Annotated in this window: 22 protein-coding genes; 21 read left to right on the top strand and 1 reads right to left on the bottom strand. The window is 41.6% G+C overall.

Annotated features, from left to right (window positions below; genetic code table 11):
- The 21 genes from C1A07_RS00795 (at position 1) to C1A07_RS00695 (ending at position 18300) form a co-directional block, all read left to right on the top strand.
- Positions 1-1275 (top strand): methionine gamma-lyase family protein, encoded by a 1275-nt coding sequence (locus C1A07_RS00795; protein ID WP_101875415.1) that lies wholly within the window; start codon positions 1-3, stop codon positions 1273-1275.
- 76 nt (positions 1276-1351) lie between these two features.
- A complete protein-coding gene (locus C1A07_RS00790) occupies positions 1352-1603 on the top strand; it encodes a DUF4321 domain-containing protein (RefSeq protein WP_101875414.1) in 252 nt (83 codons plus the stop codon).
- A 57-nt stretch (positions 1604-1660) separates the two neighbouring features.
- A complete protein-coding gene (gene radC / locus C1A07_RS00785; RefSeq protein ID WP_101875413.1) occupies positions 1661-2356 on the top strand; it encodes a RadC family protein in 696 nt (231 codons plus the stop codon).
- The gene (gene mreC, locus C1A07_RS00780) at positions 2357-3223 is read left to right on the top strand and encodes a rod shape-determining protein MreC (protein ID WP_101875412.1); all 867 of its coding nucleotides are present in this window, start codon (positions 2357-2359) and stop codon (positions 3221-3223) included.
- On the top strand, positions 3220-3738 hold the full coding sequence (gene mreD / locus C1A07_RS00775; RefSeq protein ID WP_101875411.1) for a rod shape-determining protein MreD: 519 nt from the start codon (positions 3220-3222) through the stop codon (positions 3736-3738). Before mreC ends, mreD begins: the two co-directional genes overlap by 4 nt.
- Positions 3731-6613, top strand: a complete 2883-nt coding sequence (locus tag C1A07_RS00770; protein ID WP_101875410.1) for a penicillin-binding transpeptidase domain-containing protein — start codon at positions 3731-3733, stop codon at positions 6611-6613. The genes mreD and C1A07_RS00770 overlap by 8 nt, the downstream gene beginning before the upstream one ends.
- 57 nt (positions 6614-6670) lie before the next feature.
- Positions 6671-7336: a septum site-determining protein MinC gene (locus C1A07_RS00765; protein WP_101875409.1), complete on the top strand. Its 666-nt coding sequence runs from the start codon at positions 6671-6673 to the stop codon at positions 7334-7336.
- A gap of 79 nt (positions 7337-7415) precedes the next feature.
- Positions 7416-8207 (top strand): septum site-determining protein MinD, encoded by a 792-nt coding sequence (gene minD, locus C1A07_RS00760; RefSeq protein WP_101875408.1) that lies wholly within the window; start codon positions 7416-7418, stop codon positions 8205-8207.
- Positions 8208-8220: 13 nt separating this feature from the next.
- Entirely contained in the window at positions 8221-8496 is a 276-nt protein-coding gene (minE, locus tag C1A07_RS00755; RefSeq protein ID WP_101875407.1) for a cell division topological specificity factor MinE, read from the top strand.
- Positions 8497-9615: an FtsW/RodA/SpoVE family cell cycle protein gene (locus tag C1A07_RS00750; protein WP_101875406.1), complete on the top strand. Its 1119-nt coding sequence runs from the start codon at positions 8497-8499 to the stop codon at positions 9613-9615.
- 20 nt (positions 9616-9635) lie between these two features.
- Entirely contained in the window at positions 9636-10031 is a 396-nt protein-coding gene (locus C1A07_RS00745; RefSeq protein ID WP_101875405.1) for a methylglyoxal synthase, read from the top strand.
- Positions 10010-11011: a D-alanyl-D-alanine carboxypeptidase family protein gene (locus C1A07_RS00740; RefSeq protein ID WP_101875404.1), complete on the top strand. Its 1002-nt coding sequence runs from the start codon at positions 10010-10012 to the stop codon at positions 11009-11011. Before C1A07_RS00745 ends, C1A07_RS00740 begins: the two co-directional genes overlap by 22 nt.
- A 90-nt stretch (positions 11012-11101) precedes the next feature.
- Positions 11102-11521 (top strand): twitching motility protein PilT, encoded by a 420-nt coding sequence (locus C1A07_RS00735; protein WP_101875403.1) that lies wholly within the window; start codon positions 11102-11104, stop codon positions 11519-11521.
- Positions 11522-11591: 70 nt separating this feature from the next.
- Positions 11592-13025, top strand: coding sequence for an HlyD family efflux transporter periplasmic adaptor subunit (locus tag C1A07_RS00730; protein WP_101875402.1), 1434 nt, complete (start codon positions 11592-11594; stop codon positions 13023-13025).
- Between the two features lie 16 nt (positions 13026-13041).
- Positions 13042-13722, top strand: a complete 681-nt coding sequence (locus C1A07_RS00725) for a YggS family pyridoxal phosphate-dependent enzyme (RefSeq protein ID WP_101875401.1) — start codon at positions 13042-13044, stop codon at positions 13720-13722.
- 10 nt (positions 13723-13732) lie between these two features.
- Positions 13733-14254, top strand: a complete 522-nt coding sequence (locus C1A07_RS00720; protein ID WP_101875400.1) for a cell division protein SepF — start codon at positions 13733-13735, stop codon at positions 14252-14254.
- Positions 14255-14278: 24 nt separating this feature from the next.
- Positions 14279-15037, top strand: a complete 759-nt coding sequence (locus C1A07_RS00715) for a YlmH family RNA-binding protein (protein ID WP_101875399.1) — start codon at positions 14279-14281, stop codon at positions 15035-15037.
- An 11-nt stretch (positions 15038-15048) separates the two neighbouring features.
- Complete coding sequence (gene aroB, locus C1A07_RS00710; RefSeq protein WP_101875398.1) at positions 15049-16134, top strand: 3-dehydroquinate synthase; 1086 nt, start codon at positions 15049-15051, stop codon at positions 16132-16134.
- Between the two features lie 9 nt (positions 16135-16143).
- On the top strand, positions 16144-16659 hold the full coding sequence (gene lspA / locus C1A07_RS00705) for a signal peptidase II (protein WP_101875397.1): 516 nt from the start codon (positions 16144-16146) through the stop codon (positions 16657-16659).
- Positions 16660-16664: 5 nt separating this feature from the next.
- Positions 16665-17576, top strand: a complete 912-nt coding sequence (locus tag C1A07_RS00700) for an RluA family pseudouridine synthase (protein ID WP_334293513.1) — start codon at positions 16665-16667, stop codon at positions 17574-17576.
- A gap of 88 nt (positions 17577-17664) precedes the next feature.
- Positions 17665-18300 (top strand): cytidylate kinase-like family protein, encoded by a 636-nt coding sequence (locus tag C1A07_RS00695; RefSeq protein WP_101875396.1) that lies wholly within the window; start codon positions 17665-17667, stop codon positions 18298-18300.
- Between the two features lie 58 nt (positions 18301-18358).
- Here C1A07_RS00695 and glmS read toward each other — a convergent pair whose 3' ends face one another.
- Complete coding sequence (glmS, locus tag C1A07_RS00690; protein ID WP_101875395.1) at positions 18359-20176, bottom strand: glutamine--fructose-6-phosphate transaminase (isomerizing); 1818 nt, start codon at positions 20174-20176, stop codon at positions 18359-18361.
- Between the last annotated feature and the right edge of the window lie 198 nt (positions 20177-20374).

Raw genomic sequence — 20374 nt, 5'->3', positions numbered from 1 at the left:
ATGTACAGAGAAATGGGAATCAGCCAGGAGGCGTTAGATTTCGGATTAAAAATAGAGGCTTCTTTAAAGGAACGTTTTCAGGCTATTGACCAGATTGCAGAATACAATCAGATGAAGGTATTAAAGGCCATGCAGGACAACAGAGTCAGCGATATTCATTTTGCCGCCACTACAGGCTACGGCTATAATGATTTAGGCAGAGACGTGCTGGAGCAGGTATACGCCAGCGCCTTCCACGGGGAAAGCGCATTAGTCCGCCCCCAGTTAATCAGCGGCACCCATGCTTTGCACATTGCCTTATCAGGAAACCTGCGACCAGGAGACGAACTGCTTTCTCCTGTGGGAAAGCCTTATGATACCTTGGAGGAAGTAATCGGAATCAGGGATTCTGCCGGCTCATTAAAGGAATACGGCATCACCTACAGACAAGTAGACTTATTAGAGGATGGTTCTTTTGATTTTGACGGAATCCAAAAAGCAATTAACGAAAAAACAAAGCTGGTGACTATTCAGCGCTCTAAAGGTTATGCCACAAGACCTACATTATCAGTAGAAAAAATCGGCCAATTAATTGCTTTTGTAAAAAAGATTAAGCCAGATGTAATTTGTATGGTGGATAACTGTTACGGTGAATTTGTAGAAAAAATCGAACCTACAGATGTTGGGGCTGATATGATTGTAGGTTCTTTAATTAAAAACCCAGGCGGCGGCCTGGCTCCTATCGGCGGATATATTGTGGGACGTAAAGATTGTATAGACAATGCTTCTTATCGCCTTAGCGCTCCTGGTCTTGGAAAAGAGGTAGGCGCCAGCTTAGGCTTAAATCAGCAGCTGTTCCAGGGATTTTTCCTTTCTCCTACTGTAGTTGCAGGAGCCTTAAAAAGCGCTATTTTTGCCGCAAATATTTACGAGCAGCTGGGATTTTCTGTAGTTCCAAACGGCACAGAGTCACGCCACGATATTATTCAGGCAGTTACCTTTGGAACTCCTGAAGGCGTTATTGCATTTTGTCAGGGCATCCAGGCGGCAGCCCCAGTAGACAGCTTTGTCAGCCCTGAGCCCTGGGACATGCCAGGCTATGACGCTCCTGTTATTATGGCGGCGGGAGCCTTTGTCCAGGGTTCCTCTATTGAGCTGTCAGCCGACGGACCTATAAAGCCTCCTTATGCTGTCTATTTTCAGGGGGGACTTACATGGTATCACGGCAAATTAGGCGTTCTGATGTCCCTGCAGAAACTTTTGGATGCAGGCATTGTATCTCTTAAAATTATGTGAACTGCCTGGAAAATGTATACATGAAACACATCTTGTGGTAAACTACTAAACAGAATCAGGAAGGGGAGAGCAGGATATGAGAACAAAAAATTTCTGGGTTCTGCTGCTTTTAATGCTTGCCGGCATTGTTCTGGGCGGCTTTATTGGAAGTATTTCAGAAGGGGTAGCAGGATTGTCCTGGCTGAATTTCGGTCAGTCCTTTGGATTAGATACTCCGCTTGTGCTGAACTTTGGGATTCTAGTTATTACCTTCGGCCTTAGCATCAAAATTACCATGGCCGGAATTATCGGCGTTGTGCTGGCTTTGCTGGTATACCGCTGGATTTAAAACCATCTGCACGCCTGAACGTACTTGGAGAGTTACGGACTACAGGAGGCGGAAAATATGAAAAAACTTACGATTAAAGAGCTGCCGGACAGCAAAAGACCTTACGAGAAATGTTTAAAATCAGGGCCGGAGCATTTAAGTGATGCAGAGCTTCTGGCTATTATCCTCCGCACAGGTTCTAAAGAGGAGAATTCCCTTGGCCTGGCTCAGAGAATTTTGTCTCTCCACAGCTCAGGGGAAAGTCTTTTAGGGCTTATGCATCTTACTTTGCCGGAGTTAATGGCTATAAAGGGCGTAGGCCCTGTCAAAGGGATTCAGCTCCTTTGTATTGGGGAGCTGTCCAGAAGAATCTGGAAAAAGGAAGCTTTTCAGGAAGGAAATTCCTTTTCCCAGCCTGCTGCCATTGCAGATTTTTATATGGAAGATATGCGCCATCTGGAGCAGGAGCATTTATATATGATGTGCTTTAACACCAAACAGACTTTGATCAGAGATTGCCTTATGTCAAAGGGAACTGTAAATGCATCTTTAATTTCCCCCAGGGAAATCTTTCTGGAGGCGTTAAAGTACCATGCAGTTAATATTGCTCTGGTGCACAATCATCCCAGCGGAGATCCTTCTCCCAGCAAGGAAGACTGTATAATAACAAAAAAAGTTGCATCTGCCGGGGAAATCATTGGCGTCCGGCTGATTGATCATATAATTATTGGAGATAATTCTTATATCAGTTTTAAGGAACGGGGACTATTGTAAATGGAATCAAAAAGAAGCAAATATATTATAACAGGGCTGACTGTTTTCTGCGTTCTTCTTATTGGAATCACATCTGTCACTGACAGTTGGCTGGAGCCTTTAAGATCTGCTGTGGGATATGTGCTGATTCCCATTCAGTCAGGGGTCAACAAAGTGGGGCTGGCTGCATTTAACGGCATCAGCGATTATTCCAAATTAAAGGATGCCCTGGATGAAAACCAGCAGTTAAAGGACCAGATTGAAGTTCTGGTGGAGGACAACAACCGTCTTCAGGAGGAACAGTTTGAACTGGAACGCTTAAGACAGCTGTATGAGCTGGACCAGGAATATCTGCAGTATAATAAAGTAGGCGCCAGAGTTATTGCCAAAGATTCCGGGGACTGGTTTCAGGTTTTTCGGGTGAATAAAGGCTCTGCTGACGGAATCCGCGTAAATATGAACGTTATCTCCGGCGGCGGTTTGGTGGGAATTGTCACAGACGTAGGGGCCAACTACGCCACAGTGCGGGCGATTATTGACGATTCCAGCGAAGTGGGCGCTATGGCTATGCAGTCTGGAGACGGCTGCATGGTAGCCGGAGATTTAAAGCTATATCAGCAGGGACGGCTGAGAATTACTGATATATCCAAGGACAGTGATATTAAAGACGGCGATAAAATCGTCACCTCCAATATCAGTTCCCGTTTTCTGCCTGGAATTTTAATCGGCTATGCCGCCGATATTTCTATAGACAGCAACCAGCTGACTAAATCAGGGTATTTGATTCCTGTAGCGGAGTTTGACTCCCTTCAGGAGGTGCTGATTATTACGGATCTGAAGGAAGATATGACAGATGAGCAGACGGTGGAGGGAGAGGGAGCATCATGAAAAGGGCGCTTTTGAATCTGGTACTGATTATTATTGCTTTTGCTGTTCAAAACAGTATATTTCCCCAGATGCCATTTTTATCTGCAGCCCCTAATTTGCTGTTAATCCTTACCTTTTCTTTTGGCTTTATTCAGGGAAAAGAGGCCGGACTTTTATGCGGCTTAATCAGCGGAATACTGTTAGATCTGTTTTACAGCGGCCCTTTCGGCTTTTATACCTTGATTTACATTTGGGTGGGATATTTAAATGGTATATTTAACAAATATTACTATGAAGACTACATCACCCTGCCTTTGGTTTTAAGCCTGGTAAATGAACTGGCTTATAATTTTTACATTTACATTTTCCGTTTTCTAATTAGAAACCGCCTGGATTTTCTATTTTATTTCCGAGAGATTATTTTTCCGGAAATTATTTTTACCGTAGTTACAACGCTATTGATTTACAGACTTGTTTTAGCTGTTACAAAATGGCTGGAAGAGTGGGAACAAAGGAGAGATACAACCATTGTTTAGAGATTTTCTGGAAGCACTGAAAGAGGGTTTGAAAAAACTGGCCGGCTCCCGGTTAGTAACTATCGGCGCAGCTTTTACTGTTATGTTTTGTATTCTTATTGTTAAATTATTTAATCTTCAAATTGTCAATGGAGAATATTATCTGAACGAATATATTCAGAAAACAGAAAAGGAGATTACAACGCCTGGCACCAGAGGAAATATTTACGACATGAACGGAAATATTCTGGCCTACAACCAGCTGGCTTATATTGTCACCATACAGGACACTGGAAAATATAAAAGAAGCGCTGACATGAACGCCATGCTTTTAGAGCTTGTTACAATTTTGGACAAGCACGGGGAGGCTGTGGAAGGCAAATTTGAGGTAACTATAAATTCCAACGGAGATATGGTTTATACCTCCGCCTCAGAAGCTGCCCGCAAACGTTTCCTGAGAGATTATTATGGACGTAAAAGCGTAGACGAGCTGGATGATCCGGAGGGAAAATATCCTTCCGCTATTACAGCCAGAGAGGCCTTTGAAAAGAGGAAAGAATCTTATGGGCTGAATTCCATGAAGGATGAAAAGGGCAATGCATTGATCATCCCTGATGATTTAGCTTTAGATATTGTAAATATCCGATATACAATGGGACTGACTGCTTACCAGAAATACGCCACCACGCCTATTACTTCTTATGTCAGCGAAGAAACAGTGGTGGACATTAAGGAGCATAAGGCTCAGCTAGACGGCGTTGGAATCGAGGAATCTACCATCCGGGTTTACAATGACAGTATTTATTTTGCGCCTATTATTGGATATACGGGAAAGGTGCAGGAGGATCAGCTGGAAGAGCTTAAAAAATCTGACCCTGATTATGAATTAACTGACGTTGTGGGCCGTACAGGCATAGAAGCCTCTATGGAACTGACTCTCCAGGGCTCCAAGGGAAAAAAGACTATTTGTGTGGACAATATGGGGCGTATTATGGAAGTGCTTTCAGAGACAGAGGCCTCTGCAGGAGAAGATGTTTACCTGACCTTAGACCGGGATCTTCAAATCGGTATTTACTATTTAATTGAACAGGAATTAGCTGGCGTTCTCACCAGCAAAATCGTAAATGCCGGCGACGAGGTCAATGAAAACAGAGACTCCTCCAAAAGGCTGATCCCTGTAAAGGATGCTTATTTTCAGCTGATCAATAATAACGTGCTGAATATGAGCCACTTTTTTGCTCAGGATGCCTCCCAGACAGAACAGGCCATTGCATTTAAGTTCACCACCTCCAAGGACAGGATTATTCAAGATATCAGAAACGAACTGTACAGCGAAAGTACAACTCAACTGAAAGACCTTTCCGCTGATATGTACGCTTACATGCTTTATATTAAAACATATCTGCAGGACCCTACTATAGGAATCTTAGTTACAGATGACAAGATGGACAAAAACGATCCCAGCTACCTGGCCTGGAAAGACGAAACAATCAGTCTTCGGGACTTTATATATGCAGGAATCGCTAACAACTGGATTGACACTACAAAGCTGCAAATAGAAAGTAAATATTCTAATGCAGATGATATTTATTCTGTTTTAGTAGAGTATGTGCTGGAAAATCTGCAGACAGATACAAAGTTTTATAAGAAAATATACCGTTATCTTATAAACGACAACATTATTACCGGCCGCGAGCTTTGCCTCGCCCTGTACGATCAGGGCGTCCTGGCCTACGACCAAAGCCAGGTAGACGCATTAAGGGCCAACGGTGAAAATTACGCTTATACTTTTATTAAGGATAAAATATCAAAGCTGGAGCTGACTCCGGCTCAGATGGCCTTAGATCCCTGCACAGCAGGCTGTGTAGTAACAGATGTAAACACAGGAGAAGTGCGGGCTTTAGTTACTTACCCCAGCTATGATAATAACCGTCTGTCCGGCACAATGGACAGCGCCTACTACAGTCAGCTGTTAGAGGATTTGTCTAATCCCCTTTACAACAACGCTACACAGACAATCAAGGCTCCAGGCTCTACCTTTAAACCTATTACAGCCATCGCCGCATTAGAGGAAAATGTGCTGTCTCTCACAGAAAAGATTAATTGTACCGGAGAATTTGACATTGTAAAGCCTACTATTAAGTGCTGGATTTATCCCGGCCGCCACAATGAAGAGGATTTAGTGGAGGCGATTCAGAATTCCTGCAACTACTTTTTTGCAGAGCTGGGGCACAGGCTTTCTACTGATGAAAACGGCGGCTATGTGCAGAGTCTGGGATTGGAAAAGATCCGCAAATACGCCACCATGTTTGGCTTAGATCACACTTCAGGTGTGGAGATTGCCGAATTAAGTCCTAAGATCAGTACAGAGGATCCGGAGCGTTCTGTAATGGGACAGGGAAATCACGCTTATGCCAATGTACAGCTTTCCAGATACGCGGCTGCTTTGGCCAACAGAGGCACTGTATTTGAATTAAGCCTGATTGACAAGGTTACAGATTCTCAGGGAAATTTAATTGAAGATTATACCCCTGAGGTTCATTCCAAAATTGATATTGCAGATACTACCTGGAATACAGTACAGCAAGGTATGCGCCAGGTTATTACCAACAGTTCCTCCAAAAAGATTTTTGATGATCTGGAAATTCCTATTGCAGGAAAAACGGGAACTGCTCAGGAGTCCAATACTCGTGCCAACCATGCTTTCTTTATTTCCTACGGACCCTTTGATAATCCTGATATCTGCGTAACTGTAAATATTCCTTATGGGTATTCCTCAGCCAACGCTGCGGACCTGGCGAAAAATGTGTACAGATTTTATTATGGATATACAGATCTGGATTATATTCAGAATACTGGAGCTTTGGATGTTTCTAACGTTGATATCAGAGATTAAAAGTAATCAAATTTGGAAACGAGGAGCAAATGAAATAAAAAACAAGAGGTGGTTGAAATGCGAAATACAGTTATGATAAAGGGCAGTAAATCCGGATTGTCTGTATATCTGGACCCGTCTGTACCTTTTCATCAGCTGATTCAGGATATTGCCGGAAAGTTTCGGGAAAGCGCCAGATTCTGGGGTTCTGTTCAGATGGCGCTGACCCTGGAAGGGCGGCAGCTGACAGCGGAAGAGGAGTTTTGCGTAGTAAATACTATTACGGAAAACTCCCAAATAGAGATTTTATGTCTTTTAGATACAAACGCTCAGCGGGTAGCGCGTTGTGAAAAAGCTTTAAATGAAAAGCTGATGGAACTAAATTCCAGAACAGGACAGTTTTACCGTGGAAACCTTACAAGAGGGGAAACTCTGGATTCTGAGGCCAGCATCGTAGTCATCGGCGACGTATGCCACGGCGCCAGAATCGCCGCTAAAGGCAATGTTATTATTTTAGGAGAATTAAAGGGAAGCGTCCACGCAGGAGCCGCCGGCAATAGGGAGGCTGTAATAGTCGCCCTGGATATGGCTCCTGTACACATTAAAATTGCCGATCTTACTAACAGCTTCGGGGAAAGAGGAAAAAAGCTGGGGCGGGGCCCCACTATGATTATGGCGGAGGGCGAGCAGCTTACCGTTAAATCACTAAAAAGAAATTTTCTGGATTTCATTAAATTTTCATAAATTTACATAAAGACTGGAAAAAATCAGAGATTTCATGTACAATATATTATGGTACATTGATAACAGGAGGATATTCATTATGAGCGAAGTCATCGTGATTACTTCCGGAAAAGGCGGGGTAGGCAAGACCACTACCTCTGCAAACGTTGGAACTGGTCTGGCAATTTTAGGTTATCGGGTGGCGTTGATTGATACAGATATCGGCTTGAGAAACCTGGATGTAGTCATGGGACTGGAAAATCGGATTGTATATAATCTGGTGGACGTTGTAGAGGGAAATTGCCGTATAAAACAAGCCCTGATAAAAGACAAAAGATATCCTAACCTGTACTTGCTTCCGTCTGCCCAGACAAGAGATAAGAATTCTGTAAATCCTGGACAGATGAAAAAACTGGTCGATGACCTGAGAGAAGAGTTTGATTACATACTGCTGGACTGCCCTGCTGGTATTGAGCGTGGGTTCCAGAATGCTGTTGCGGGCGCAGACAGGGCTCTGGTTGTTACCACTCCTGAGGTGTCTGCTATTCGTGATGCTGACCGCATTATTGGTCTTCTGGAGGCAGACGGTATGGACGGCATTGACTTAATCGTCAATCGTATTCGCATGGATATGGTAAAGAGGGGCGATATGATGTCGTTAAATGACGTCATCGACATTTTAGCTGTAGACATTATTGGAGCAGTTCCTGATGATGAGGAAATCGTGATCTCCACTAATCAAGGCGAACCTTTGGCTGGCAGCAATTCCCTGGCAGGACAAGCCTATATGAACATCTGCCGCAGAATTGTGGGAGAGCAGCTGCCGTTATTGGATCTGGAAAACCAGCGGGGACTTTTATACCGTTTAACCAGCTTCCTGAAACGAGCCTGAGGGGGATGCGAATATGAAACTGTTTCCAATGCTGCCAAAGAGAAATTCCGGCGAGATGGCCAGGCAGCGCCTGAAACTTTTGTTAGTTTCAGACAAGGCCCAGTGTTCTCCTGAGATTATTGAGATGATCAAAGAGGACCTGGCCGGCACTATATCAAAATATATGGAAATTGATATAAACGGAATTGAAATACAGTTAAAACAAAACGCCGCAAAACAAGGCAGAAAAGTACCTGTCCTTCATGCCAATATTCCAATTTTAAACATAGGAAATAAGGGGACATTTTAAATGCTGTTTGATTATAACTGGAGAAAATACAACTTTCGTCTCTTACTGTATATTATTGCGCTGAATATTATTGGAATTTTAATTATATTCAGCGCCACTAACAACGATAACGCTATGGTGGGAAAACAGATGGTGGGCGTAGCAGCCGGTGTGATTTTTGCTGTGGCCCTGTCTTTAATCCCATATCAGAAAATCATTAATTTCAGCGGCAGTATTTACGCATTATGCCTGCTTCTTCTTCTGGCTGTTTTGTTTTTCGGCATCAGAGTAAACGGAGCTAGAAGATGGATTGTACTGCCGGTGATCGGCCAGCTTCAGCCGTCGGAATTTGCCAAAATAGGACTAATATTATTCACTTCCTGGTATTTAGGCAAATATTATGAGCAAATTAATCACTGGAAAATTTTAGCCATTGCCGCTGGATTATTTGGTCTGCCAATACTTCTTGTTTTAGCGGAGCCTAATCTTTCCACCAGCCTTGTTATCGCCTTTACTGTTATATGCATGGTGTTTATTGCAGGCATCAGCTTTAAGTGGATCGGCGGTGTACTGGCGGTGTGCTTACCTTTAGGCGGACTGTTCATTTATCTTTTAAAAATCAACATGGTTCCTTTTTTAAAGGATTACCAGGTTCGCCGTATACTCGCATGGGTAGATAAAACCAATTATGCAGATGCCAATTACCAGCAGGACAATTCTATTATGGCCATTGGTTCAGGATTGCTCAGCGGCAAGGGTTTAAATACTAATACCCTTTCTTCAGTAAAAAAGGGGAATTTCCTATCAGAAGAACAAACGGATTTCATTTTCGCAGTTATCGGGGAAGAATTGGGGTTTATTGGCTGCGTAGCTGTAATCCTTTTATTTGCCGCCATTGTTTTTGAGTGTCTGTGGATGGCTCACCAGGCAAAAGACATGACAGGAAAACTTCTCTGTACGGGTATGGCAGCATTGCTGGCCTTTCAGGCTTTTTCCAACATTGCAGTTGCCACGGGAATGTTCCCGAACACAGGACTGCCTTTGCCGTTTGTCAGTTACGGCGTCAGCTCCTTAGTCAGTATGTACATGGGAATCGGGGTTGTTCTGAATGTTGCACTTCAAAGAAAAAATAATCATTAGGATAAAGGAGGTATTTTCAAATGAACATTGGCTTAATTGCACATGATTCTAAGAAAAAACTTATGCAGAATTTTTGCATTGCTTACCGGGGTATTTTAAGCAAAAATGAATTATATGCTACTGGTACAACAGGAAGACTGATAGAGGAGGTTACTAATCTTAATATTCACAAATATTTAGCCGGACATCTGGGGGGAGAGCAGCAGTTAGGTTCTCAGATCGAGCACAATGATATTGATCTTGTTATTTTTCTCAGAGATCCACTGGCTCCTAAGGCCCATGAACCAGATGTAAATAATGTTGTACGTCTCTGTGATATGCACAATATTCCTTTGGCAACCAATGTAGCTACGGCAGAGCTGTTAGTGAAGTCTTTAGATCGCGGAGATTTAGAATGGAGAGATGCATACAAATAAAAAAGCGGATTCGGACACAGGCGGCTGTTGCTGCAATAGCGGTTTTAGCCGTCTGTCTCCCTGTTTCCGGCTGCAGTGTACAGGGGAATCTGGAGGATGCCTATTCCTTTCAGGAACGTACTCCTCAAAATGATCTGTCTTCAGAGGAAGGAAGCAGGGCAAAGGCCTTTGCCTCTGATCTTTGTGTAGTGGAAGATGAATCATTATTTTCTGACAATTCTATCAGCTCAGAAGCTGCCGCTTTGTTTTCCATAGACGACAGTTCTGTACTATTTAGCAAAAATGCATTTGAAACCTTGTATCCGGCCAGCATTACCAAGGTAATGACTGCTTTAATTGCCATTAAATACGGCAATCTTTCTGACCAGGTAACTGTGACAGACAGCGCTGTGATTACAGAGCAGGGAGCTACCTTGTGCAATATTAAGCCAGGGGACCGTTTAACTTTGGAGCAGCTGCTTTATGGCCTTATGCTGCCTTCTGGAAATGATGCCGGGGCTGCCATTGCTCAGCACATGGCAGGAAGTGACGAAGCTTTCAGTCAGATGATGAATCAGGAGGCCAAAAGACTGGGAGCTACAGGCACGCACTTTGTAAACGCTCACGGACTTAACAGTGCAGATCATTACACGACTGCTTATGATTTATACTTAATCTTTAATGAAGCTTTAAAATATGAAAAATTCCGCGATGTAATCAAAACTACATCCTATTATGCTGAATATGAAAATTCAGCTGGAGAAAAGGTTTCTCAGACATGGAAAGGCGGCAACTGGTATATGACAGGAGAGCGGGACACCCCTTCCGGACTTACTGTTTTCGGCGGAAAAACCGGAACTACCAGCGCTGCAGGGTACTGCCTGATTATGGGCAGCCAGGATAATAATGGAAAGGAATATATTTCTGTTGTATTAAAGGCTGACAGCAGACCTGGACTTTATGAAAATATGACAAATCTAATTCATAAAATTGTCGATTAGAGATTGCGTTTTTTCTAAATTTATTCTATAATTAGAGTAATATGAATTGACTTTTTATACAAATTAAATAAACTCAAGGAGGAGATAGTTATGGTTCAGATCATTGCCGGAGAAAAGGGGAAAGGAAAGACAAAGCATTTATTAGATAAGGCAAATACAGCTATTAAGGATTCCACAGGTTCCATTGTATATTTGGACAAAAGCGCCAAACACATGTATGAATTAAATAATAAAATCCGCCTCATTAATGTAAATGAGTATCCAATCACTTCCAGTGAAGCATTTGTTGGTTTTCTGTGCGGTATAATCTCACAGGATCACGACCTGGAAATTATGTTTTTAGACAGCTTTTTGAAGCTTTCCTGTTTAGAAGGGGAAGATATTTCAGAGGTTATTTCAACTCTTGAAGAAATCGGTAAGAAATATCATGTAACCTTTGTTCTGAGTATTTCAATGAATAAGGATGATCTTCCTGCCAATGCTCAGAATGATGTGGTTATTTCATTGTAATCATACATAAATGAATTTTAAAAGGGGGGTGTCGCAAAGGCGGCCACCCTCTTTTTTGGAGGTTCCTCTGATGGCAAAAAAAAGAAAAGTCAAGAAAATTGTCCGGTACCGGCGCCCTTTAAACATTAATATAGGCATGATCATTTTTTTTCTCATTTTTGTTTACATGTCTTTTTATGTATATACCTATATTAGAAGAGATAAAACCCAGTTTTATGAGGTGAAAGAGGGCGGTATTGTAAATGACAAAAGTTATACCGGATTAATTCTGCGTCAGGAAGAAATTAAATATACAGATCGAGCCGGGTATGCCAACTGCTATATCCGGGAGGGTAAAAGGGCTTCTGTGGGCACCAGAGTGTATTCTGTAGATGAGACAGGAAGCCTTTCTGAGTTTTTGGAGTCTCAGCTGGCGGCAAACGGTGAAATTTCAGACAGAGATATGACGGAGCTGAAGCGGCAGCTGTCCTCCTTCAGTCAATCTTACAGTGATCAGCATTTTTCCCAGGTATATGATGCTAAATATTCTCTGGATTCTTCTGTAGCTGAATTTATGAATTTAAATTCCAGAGACGACCTAGATTCTGCTTTGGCGGAGGCCGGCATCAGTTACCAGCAGGTGCGTTCTGATCAATCAGGAATCGTTTCATATATTATTGATTCATACACAGATAAAGAGGGCAATACTAAGTTTTATTCTGATTTAACATCTGCCTCTATTACAGAGGAGGCCTTTGACCGCAGCGGCTACAACAAGACCATCACTAAATCTGGAGAGCTGCTGGAAAAAGACGGTCCTGCTTACAAAATTATTACTTCCGAGCAGTGGTCTCTTGTATTTCAGCTGACAGAGGATGATGTTAAGGAATACAGCAGTATGGAGAACCTGGAAATTACATTTCCAGGCTATGGCCTTACCATAAATGGAAAATTCACTATTTCTGCAGGAGCAGACGGCAAATCCTACGGAAAAGTGGATTTTGACAAATATTTAGTACAGTTTGCTTCTGAGCGCTTTATTAAATTTGAGGTGAACGCCGACCCGGTACAGGGACTAAAAATTCCTGTAACATCAGTAATTTCCAAAGACTTTTTCCTGGTGCCGATAGACTATTTAGCCCAGGGAGGAGACAGCTCTGACAGCGGTTTTTACAAGGAAGTATATTCTGACAAGGGAACCTCTGTAGTTTTTGTTCCAACTACCTTATATTCCTCTAACGACCAATATTATTACATTAATATTTCAGAGGACGGCGAATTAAAGGCAGGGGATTACATTGTAAAGCCAGATGCAGGAGATAGATATCAATTGGGGCAGACGGCTTCTCTTCAGGGAGTTTACAACATTAACAAAGGTTATGCTGTATTTAAGCAGATTGAAGTTCTGTCCTCTAATGAGGAGTATTATACCGTAAAAAAAGGAACCCGCTATGGCCTTTCTGTTTATGATCATATTGTATTAAATGCCAATACAGTCTATGAAGGCGCCATTGTTTACCAGTAATTAACAGGAGATAATTATGATTAGAGAAAATATCAGGGAAGTAGAAAAGAATATAGCAGCTGCATGTAAAAGAGCCGGCAGAAATCCTGAGGATGTTCTGTTGATTGCAGTTAGTAAAACAAAACCGGTCTCTATGATTTTGGAGGCCATAGATGCAGGCATGACTGACTTTGGCGAAAACAGAGTTCAGGAGATTGTGGAGAAAATACCCCAGGTTCCTTCTCACACCCGCTTTCATATGATTGGGCACCTGCAGAAGAATAAAGTGCGGCAGGTAATAGACAAGGCTGTGTTGATTCATTCTGTGGACTCTGTAGCGCTGGCAGAGCAGATTAGTAAGGAAGCTGTAAAAAGGAATATTCAGGCAGAGATTCTTTTGGAGGTAAATGTAGCCAGAGAAGAAAGTAAATTTGGATTTTATCTGGAAGATTTGGAAGAAAATGTGAAAAAAATCCAAGAATTTTCCAACATTATTATAAAAGGCTTTATGACAGTTGCACCATTTGTAGAGAATCCAGAGGACAATCGGGAAATTTTTAAAAAATTATATCAATTTTATGTTGACATGAAAAGTAAAAACATTGATAATGGTACTATGAGTGTACTTTCTATGGGGATGACAGGCGACTATGAGGTCGCTATTGAAGAAGGTGCAACCATGATTAGAGTTGGTACCGGAATATTCGGTACGAGATAGGAGAGAAAGTATGAGTCTTTTAGGAAAATTAATGGATACCATGAAGTTTAACGACGAAGATGACGATGATTACTTCTTAGATGACGACTACGAGGAAGAGAAGCCTGCGAAAAGAAGCCTGTTTTCCAGGGGAAATAACGATTACGATGATTATGAGGAAGAAGAGGACAGACCTCAGGCTAAGCCAAGGTTTATGTCCCGTTCTAATAATAAAGTAGTTCCTATGAAGCGGGGAATGGAGGTAGCGCTGGTAAAACCTACCACCATGGATGATTCAAAAGAAATATGCGACTACCTGCTGGCAGGCAAGGCCGTAGTTCTGAACATGGAAGGGATTCATATGGAGGTGGCGCAGAGAATCATTGACTTTACATCTGGGGCCACTTACTCTATGAATGGAAATCTGCAGAAGATTTCAAATTACATATTTATCGCCACTCCGGAATCAGTTGAGCTTTCCGGGGATTTCCAGGATCTTCTTTCATCTGGAATGGACATGTCCGGCATGTCTGGCATGAATATACATCTGTAAATATTAATAGCGTACAATTAGATTATGGAAAAAGAAGAACAATTACTGCGAAAGAGAATACTGGAACTTGCTGAATTATCATATCAGCGTGATATTCCAACCCATACGGATTTTTTAAATTTAAATGAGCAGACAATTTTCCACTCCTTAGCCCGGTCTATGGCTGACGTTCGGCAATATCTGTACGGAGGCTATGAACTGGCTGAAAGGAAAGTTGTTTGCTTTCTTCCGTCCTATATGGATGAAAATAACTTTGTACCTCCTGTTTCCTGCCTGCGAATTGCCCCTGTCCATGAAAAGTTTGCCCAGTCTCTTACACATAGAGATTATCTGGGCGCTGTTATGAGCCTGGGCATTGACCGCTGCAAAACAGGAGATATTTTATTAGATGGAAACCAGGCATATTTATTCTGCATGGAGGATTTGGCAGAATATATTGCCGGAGGTCTTTCTTCTATCCGTCATACCTCTGTAAGCGTGGAAATACAGGCTTTCTCTGAAATTTCCATATCTCCTTCCTTTGAGACCATAGAGGGCAGTATAGCCTCTCTCAGACTTGACAATGTGCTGGCTTTGGCTTACAAAAGTTCCAGAGGAAAAATAGTGCCTTATATTGAAGGAGAGAGGGTATTTATTAATGGAAAGCTGGCTGCGTCCAACAGCGCTTCCCTAAAGGAAGGAGATATTGTATCTGTGCGCGGCCTTGGACGTTTTCACTTTAAAGGCATAAAAAATGAGACAAAAAAGGGGCGTATTTTTGTAGCCCTGGATAAATACTGTTAGGAGACTGCAAAATGGAAAAAAGAATTACTGTTCACTTAAACAACCAGCCTGTTTACGATATTGTGCTGGAACCCTCCTTTCAACGTTTAGCTGAAGAGGCAGAATGCTTTACAGCCGGCAGAAAGGTTTGTATTGTCACAGATTCTAATGTAGAAAAGCTGTATTTAGAGGAAGTGAAGGCCCAGCTTTCTTCCTGCTCCAGGCAGGTAACATCCTTTGTTTTTCCTGCAGGAGAGGAGTATAAAAACCTGGACACTGTGCGCAGCTTATATGAGCATTTAATCCTTTCTAAATTTGACAGAAAAGATATCCTGGTAGCCCTGGGCGGCGGCGTAGTAGGAGATTTGTGCGGTTTTGCAGCTGCTACCTATTTAAGGGGAATTTCTTTTATTCAGGTGCCTACAACTTTGCTGTCTCAGGTGGATAGCAGTATTGGCGGAAAAACGGGAGTAGACTTTGATGCATACAAAAATATGGTAGGCGCCTTCCACATGCCACTTTTGGTGTACAGCAACACAGGCGCTCTTCTCACTTTGCCTAAAGAACAATTTTCCTCAGGCATGGGAGAAATTATTAAGCATGGCCTGATACGAAGCGCCGATTACTATTCTTTCCTGGAAGCAGAAAGGGAAAAAATTCTTTCCAGAGACTTAGATATATGCGGGAAAATGATATTGGAAAGTGATTATATTAAACGGGATGTGGTAGAAGAGGACCCAAAAGAGCAGGGCATCCGTGCCTTTTTAAACTTTGGACATACTTTGGGACACGCCATAGAAAAGCTGTCTGATTTCCGTATGCTCCACGGCCATTGTGTAGCCTTAGGCTGTATTGCAGCTTCCTATATTTCTGCTAAAAGAGGACTAATTTCTCATACAGAAGCTGAGCAGATCAGAAACTTTATTCAGTCTTTTCACATTCCTGTAACTGTATCAGGCTTGTCATCTGATCAGGTAATTGAGGCTACAAAAAATGATAAGAAGATGGAGGCAGGCGTAATTAAATTTATTCTCCTGAACGGTGTGGGAGAAGCCTGCATATACAAAAATGTTACAGAGGAAGAAATGAGGGAAGGCCTTTCCCACATTTTCGCATAAGGAGTCTATATGAATCAGAAAATCAAACAATTTTCAGGATTTCTAGCTGGTTTAGCAGTTCTGCTGGTTCTGGACCAGTGGACAAAAAATCTGGCAGTAGCCCATCTCAAGGATAAGAACCCTTACGTAGTTTGGGACGGTGTTTTTCAACTGCTGTATTCAGAAAACCGGGGAGCTGCGTTTGGTATACTCCAGGGAAAACAGGGCTTTTTCTTTATCATTGGAGCAATTGTCATTATTGCAGTTACTTATCTGTTAATCCGTATGCCCTATTCTTCAAAATATATTCCCCTGGGATTATGTGCTTTAGGAATTACTGCAGGGGCTGTGGGAAATATGATAGATCGTCTTTCCCAAGGGTATGTTGTAGACTTTTTATATTTTAGCTTAATTGATTTTCCTATTTTCAATGTAGCTGACTGTTATGTAACTGTAGCTACAGGCGTTTTAGCTGGTTTGATTTTATTTTATTATAAGGATCAGGATCTGGAGGTTTTTTCTTTTAAAGGAAAAGGAGGAACCTGACTTTGATAGATAAAGCTGAATTTATTGTACAGCCAGGACAGGAAGGCAGATTGGATGCTTATTTATCTGGCTGTCAAGGTGAAATGTCCAGGTCCTTTATCCAAAAGCTGATTAAAAACCAAATGGTTTTTGTAAATGGCAAATGGGAGAAGGGCAGCTACAAGGTATGTGCAGGGGATATGATTCAAATGGCTATCCCAGAGGCTCAGGAGCCGGAAATTCAGGCAGAACCTATGGACCTGGATATTATATATGAGGATTCTTATATTCTGCTTGTAAATAAGCCTAAGGGAATGGTGGTTCATCCTGCAGCCGGCCATTATTCCGGCACTTTAGTCAATGGCTTAATGGAGCACTGTAAGGACAGTCTTTCTGGTATTAATGGAATTATGCGCCCTGGTATTGTTCATCGTATTGATATGGACACCACCGGGGTTTTAATTGTGTGTAAAAATGATTTATCTCACAATTCTATTGCAGAGCAGCTAAAGGAACATTCTATTACCAGAAAATATTATGCCATAGTACACGGCGTTATAAAGGAAGATGAGGGCACTGTAGATGCCCCTATTGGACGTCACCCCATTGATAGAAAAAAAATGAGCGTTAATTACAAAAATGGAAAAGAGGCCATCACCCATTACAAAGTTCTTAGGCGATTTGAAAAATTTACATTTATTGAATGCCAGCTGGAAACAGGGCGCACTCATCAAATTCGGGTTCATATGGCCAGCATTCACCATCCTTTGTTAGGAGACAGTATTTACGGCCCATCACGTTGTCCTTATTCTTATCTTCAGGGGCAGACGCTTCACGCCGGCGTTCTTGGAATTATTCATCCAGCGTCTGGTCAATATATGGAATTTACAGCTCCATTGCCTGAATATTTTCAGGAACTTTTAGAAAAATTGAAATAATTAATGTACTTTTCCCATATTTTGTTGTATAATATTTATAGATATTTTTGCTCAATACTGATATTTATGACTGAAAGGAGAGCTGATTATGAATAATAATTTAGTAATAACTATAGGAAGGCAGTGTGGAAGCGGCGGTAAAGCCATTGGATTAAAGCTGGCAGAAAGGCTGGGAGTAAAGTGTTACGATAAGGAATTGTTAAACCTGGCAGCAAAGAACAGCGGTTTATGCAAAGAATTATTTGAATCACACGATGAAAAGCCTACCAGCAGCTTTCTGTATTCTTTAGTTATGGACACTTATTCTCTTGGCTACACTACATCTGCATATACAGATATGCCTATTAACCACAAAATTTTCCTGGCTCAATTTGATACCATTAAAAAACTGGCTATGGAAGAATCATGTATTATTGTAGGACGATGCGCAGATTACGCTTTGGCTGATTTTCCTAATGTGGTCAGCGTGTTTATTTCTGCTGATGAGGAGGAGAAGATTAAACGCCTGGCAAAGGTAAATAATCTTCCAGAGGCTAAGGCCAGAGATTTAATGATTAAAACAGATAAAAAAAGATCCAGCTATTATAATTATTACTCCAGCAAAAAGTGGGGGGATGCTGTCAGCTATGAATTGTGCTTAAATAGCAGTTCACTGGGACAGGAGGGCTGTGTTGATATTATTTTAGATTTTGCTAAGAAAAAACAAGAATGGCTGAAAAAATAATTTATGCAGGGTGCTGTGACCACAGCACCCTTATTTAATTTTATAGGAATTCTCTACATTATTCTACAGTTACTGACTTTGCCAGATTTCTAGGCTGATCCACGTCTAACCCCTTTAAAAGTGAAGCATAATAGGCAATCAGCTGCAGCACCACTGCAATAGGAAATACAGTAAAGTGATCGTTAATATTCGGTATTCTGATTTGAATATCAGCTACGCCTTGATCTACAGTGGCATTTTCTTTTGCCAGCAATATGACAAATGCTCCTCTTGCCTTTACCTCTCTAATATTAGAAATCGTTTTTCCGAATATTTTATCCTGTGTAGCAATAGCGATAACCGGAACATTTTCTGCAATTAAAGCAATTGTCCCGTGCTTCAATTCCCCTGCTGCATAGGCCTCAGCGTGAATATAAGATATCTCCTTTAATTTTAAAGCCCCTTCTAATGAAAATGTGTAATCTAAACCACGTCCAATAAAAAATGCGTCCGGCTGATTTACCAGGTGATTTACAACAGCCTTAATAGTATCTGCCTGATGAATCATGGCTTCCATAGCAGGAATTACATCTAAAAGCTGGCTGATAAAGTTTATACTTTCTTCCTCTGTTAAAGCCTTATTTATATATGCCATACGACAGCATACCAGGTATAAAGCGGCCAGCTGCACTGAATAAGCTTTTGTGCTGGCAACGGCAATTTCAGGGCCTGCGTGAGTATAAAGTACATAATCGCTTTCTCTGGCAATAGTAGAGCCTTTTACATTCACAATAGCTAAGGTTTTAGCGCCCCTGGATTTAGCCAATCTTAAAGCTGCTAATGTGTCAATGGTTTCCCCTGACTGAGAAATAATAATCACCAATGTTTTGTTGTCTATTAACGGGTCCTCGTACCGAAATTCAGAGGCAATGGAGACGATTACCGGAATTTTCATAAGTGGTTCCATAATGGCCTTTGCTACCATTCCTGCGTGCATAGCAGTTCCGCAGGCTACAATTCTGATTTGGCTTAAATCCTGCCAAATAGCATCTGGAATCTGGTCAGCTTCAAAATCCGGAAGCCCTCTGCTGATCCGAGGCAAAATAGTATTTTTCAAAGCTTCCGGCTGCTCATAAATTTCCTTCAGCATGAAGTGAGGAAATCCATTTTTCATGGCAGCATCCATATTCCAGTTTACTTCCATGATTTCTGGTTCTCTGGAATTGCCCTCCATATCATACATACATATTTTGTATGCTGTTAATTTTACAATTCTTTCCTCTGGCAGCACAAAATAAGAACGTGTATATGGAATTAATGCAGTAAGGTCTGATGCAATTAATGAGCCAGAATGGGTGTAAGCCGCCACCAAAGGGCTTACATTTCTCACTGCATAAATTTCTCCCGGATGGTCCTTAAACATAATACAGAAGGCATATGAGCCCTCTAAAAGCGGTACCAGGCTGCGAATTGCCTCCATAGGATTTCCATGATACATACTATCTAAAACTGCTGCAGCTACCTCGCTGTCTGTCTGAGAGACAAGCTTTCCCTCCAGGTGAAAGTCTATTGTCAGCTGGTGATAGTTTTCTATAATTCCATTATGTATTAATACTACATTCCCAAATTCATGTGGGTGGGCATTTTCCGTTGTTACGCCTCCATGAGTTGCCCATCTGGTATGACCGATACCGCAGTGGGAAACATCATTTTTATCCTTGCACAGTTCCTTTAAATTGGCTACCTTCCCTATAGTTTTCACTATTTTCATGGATGAATCACTGCCAAAGTATGCAATTCCCGCACTGTCATAACCGCGGTATTCCAGCTGAGATAAGCCTTCTATAAGTACTTTTCTTGCTGCCAGCGGTCCTGTGTATCCAATTATTCCACACATATTCTGTCTCCTTATTCTAAATTCAATTATAATGTGTAAATTATATCTCTATACATCATATGAGTCAACGAAATTTCTTGTTCAGAACACCTTAAAAAATGTTAATAAATTTTAAATTTTTTATTCTGTTTTTTCTTTTCAAATTGTGGTATAGTAAAATACTGTATGATAACTTGGAACTGTTGTTAGGAAAGATAG

It is taken from the genome of Lachnoclostridium edouardi (assembly GCF_900240245.1).
Taxonomy (GTDB): Bacteria; Bacillota; Clostridia; order Lachnospirales; family Lachnospiraceae; genus Lachnoclostridium_A; species Lachnoclostridium_A edouardi.
This window is presented reverse-complemented; position numbering and strand designations above follow the sequence as displayed.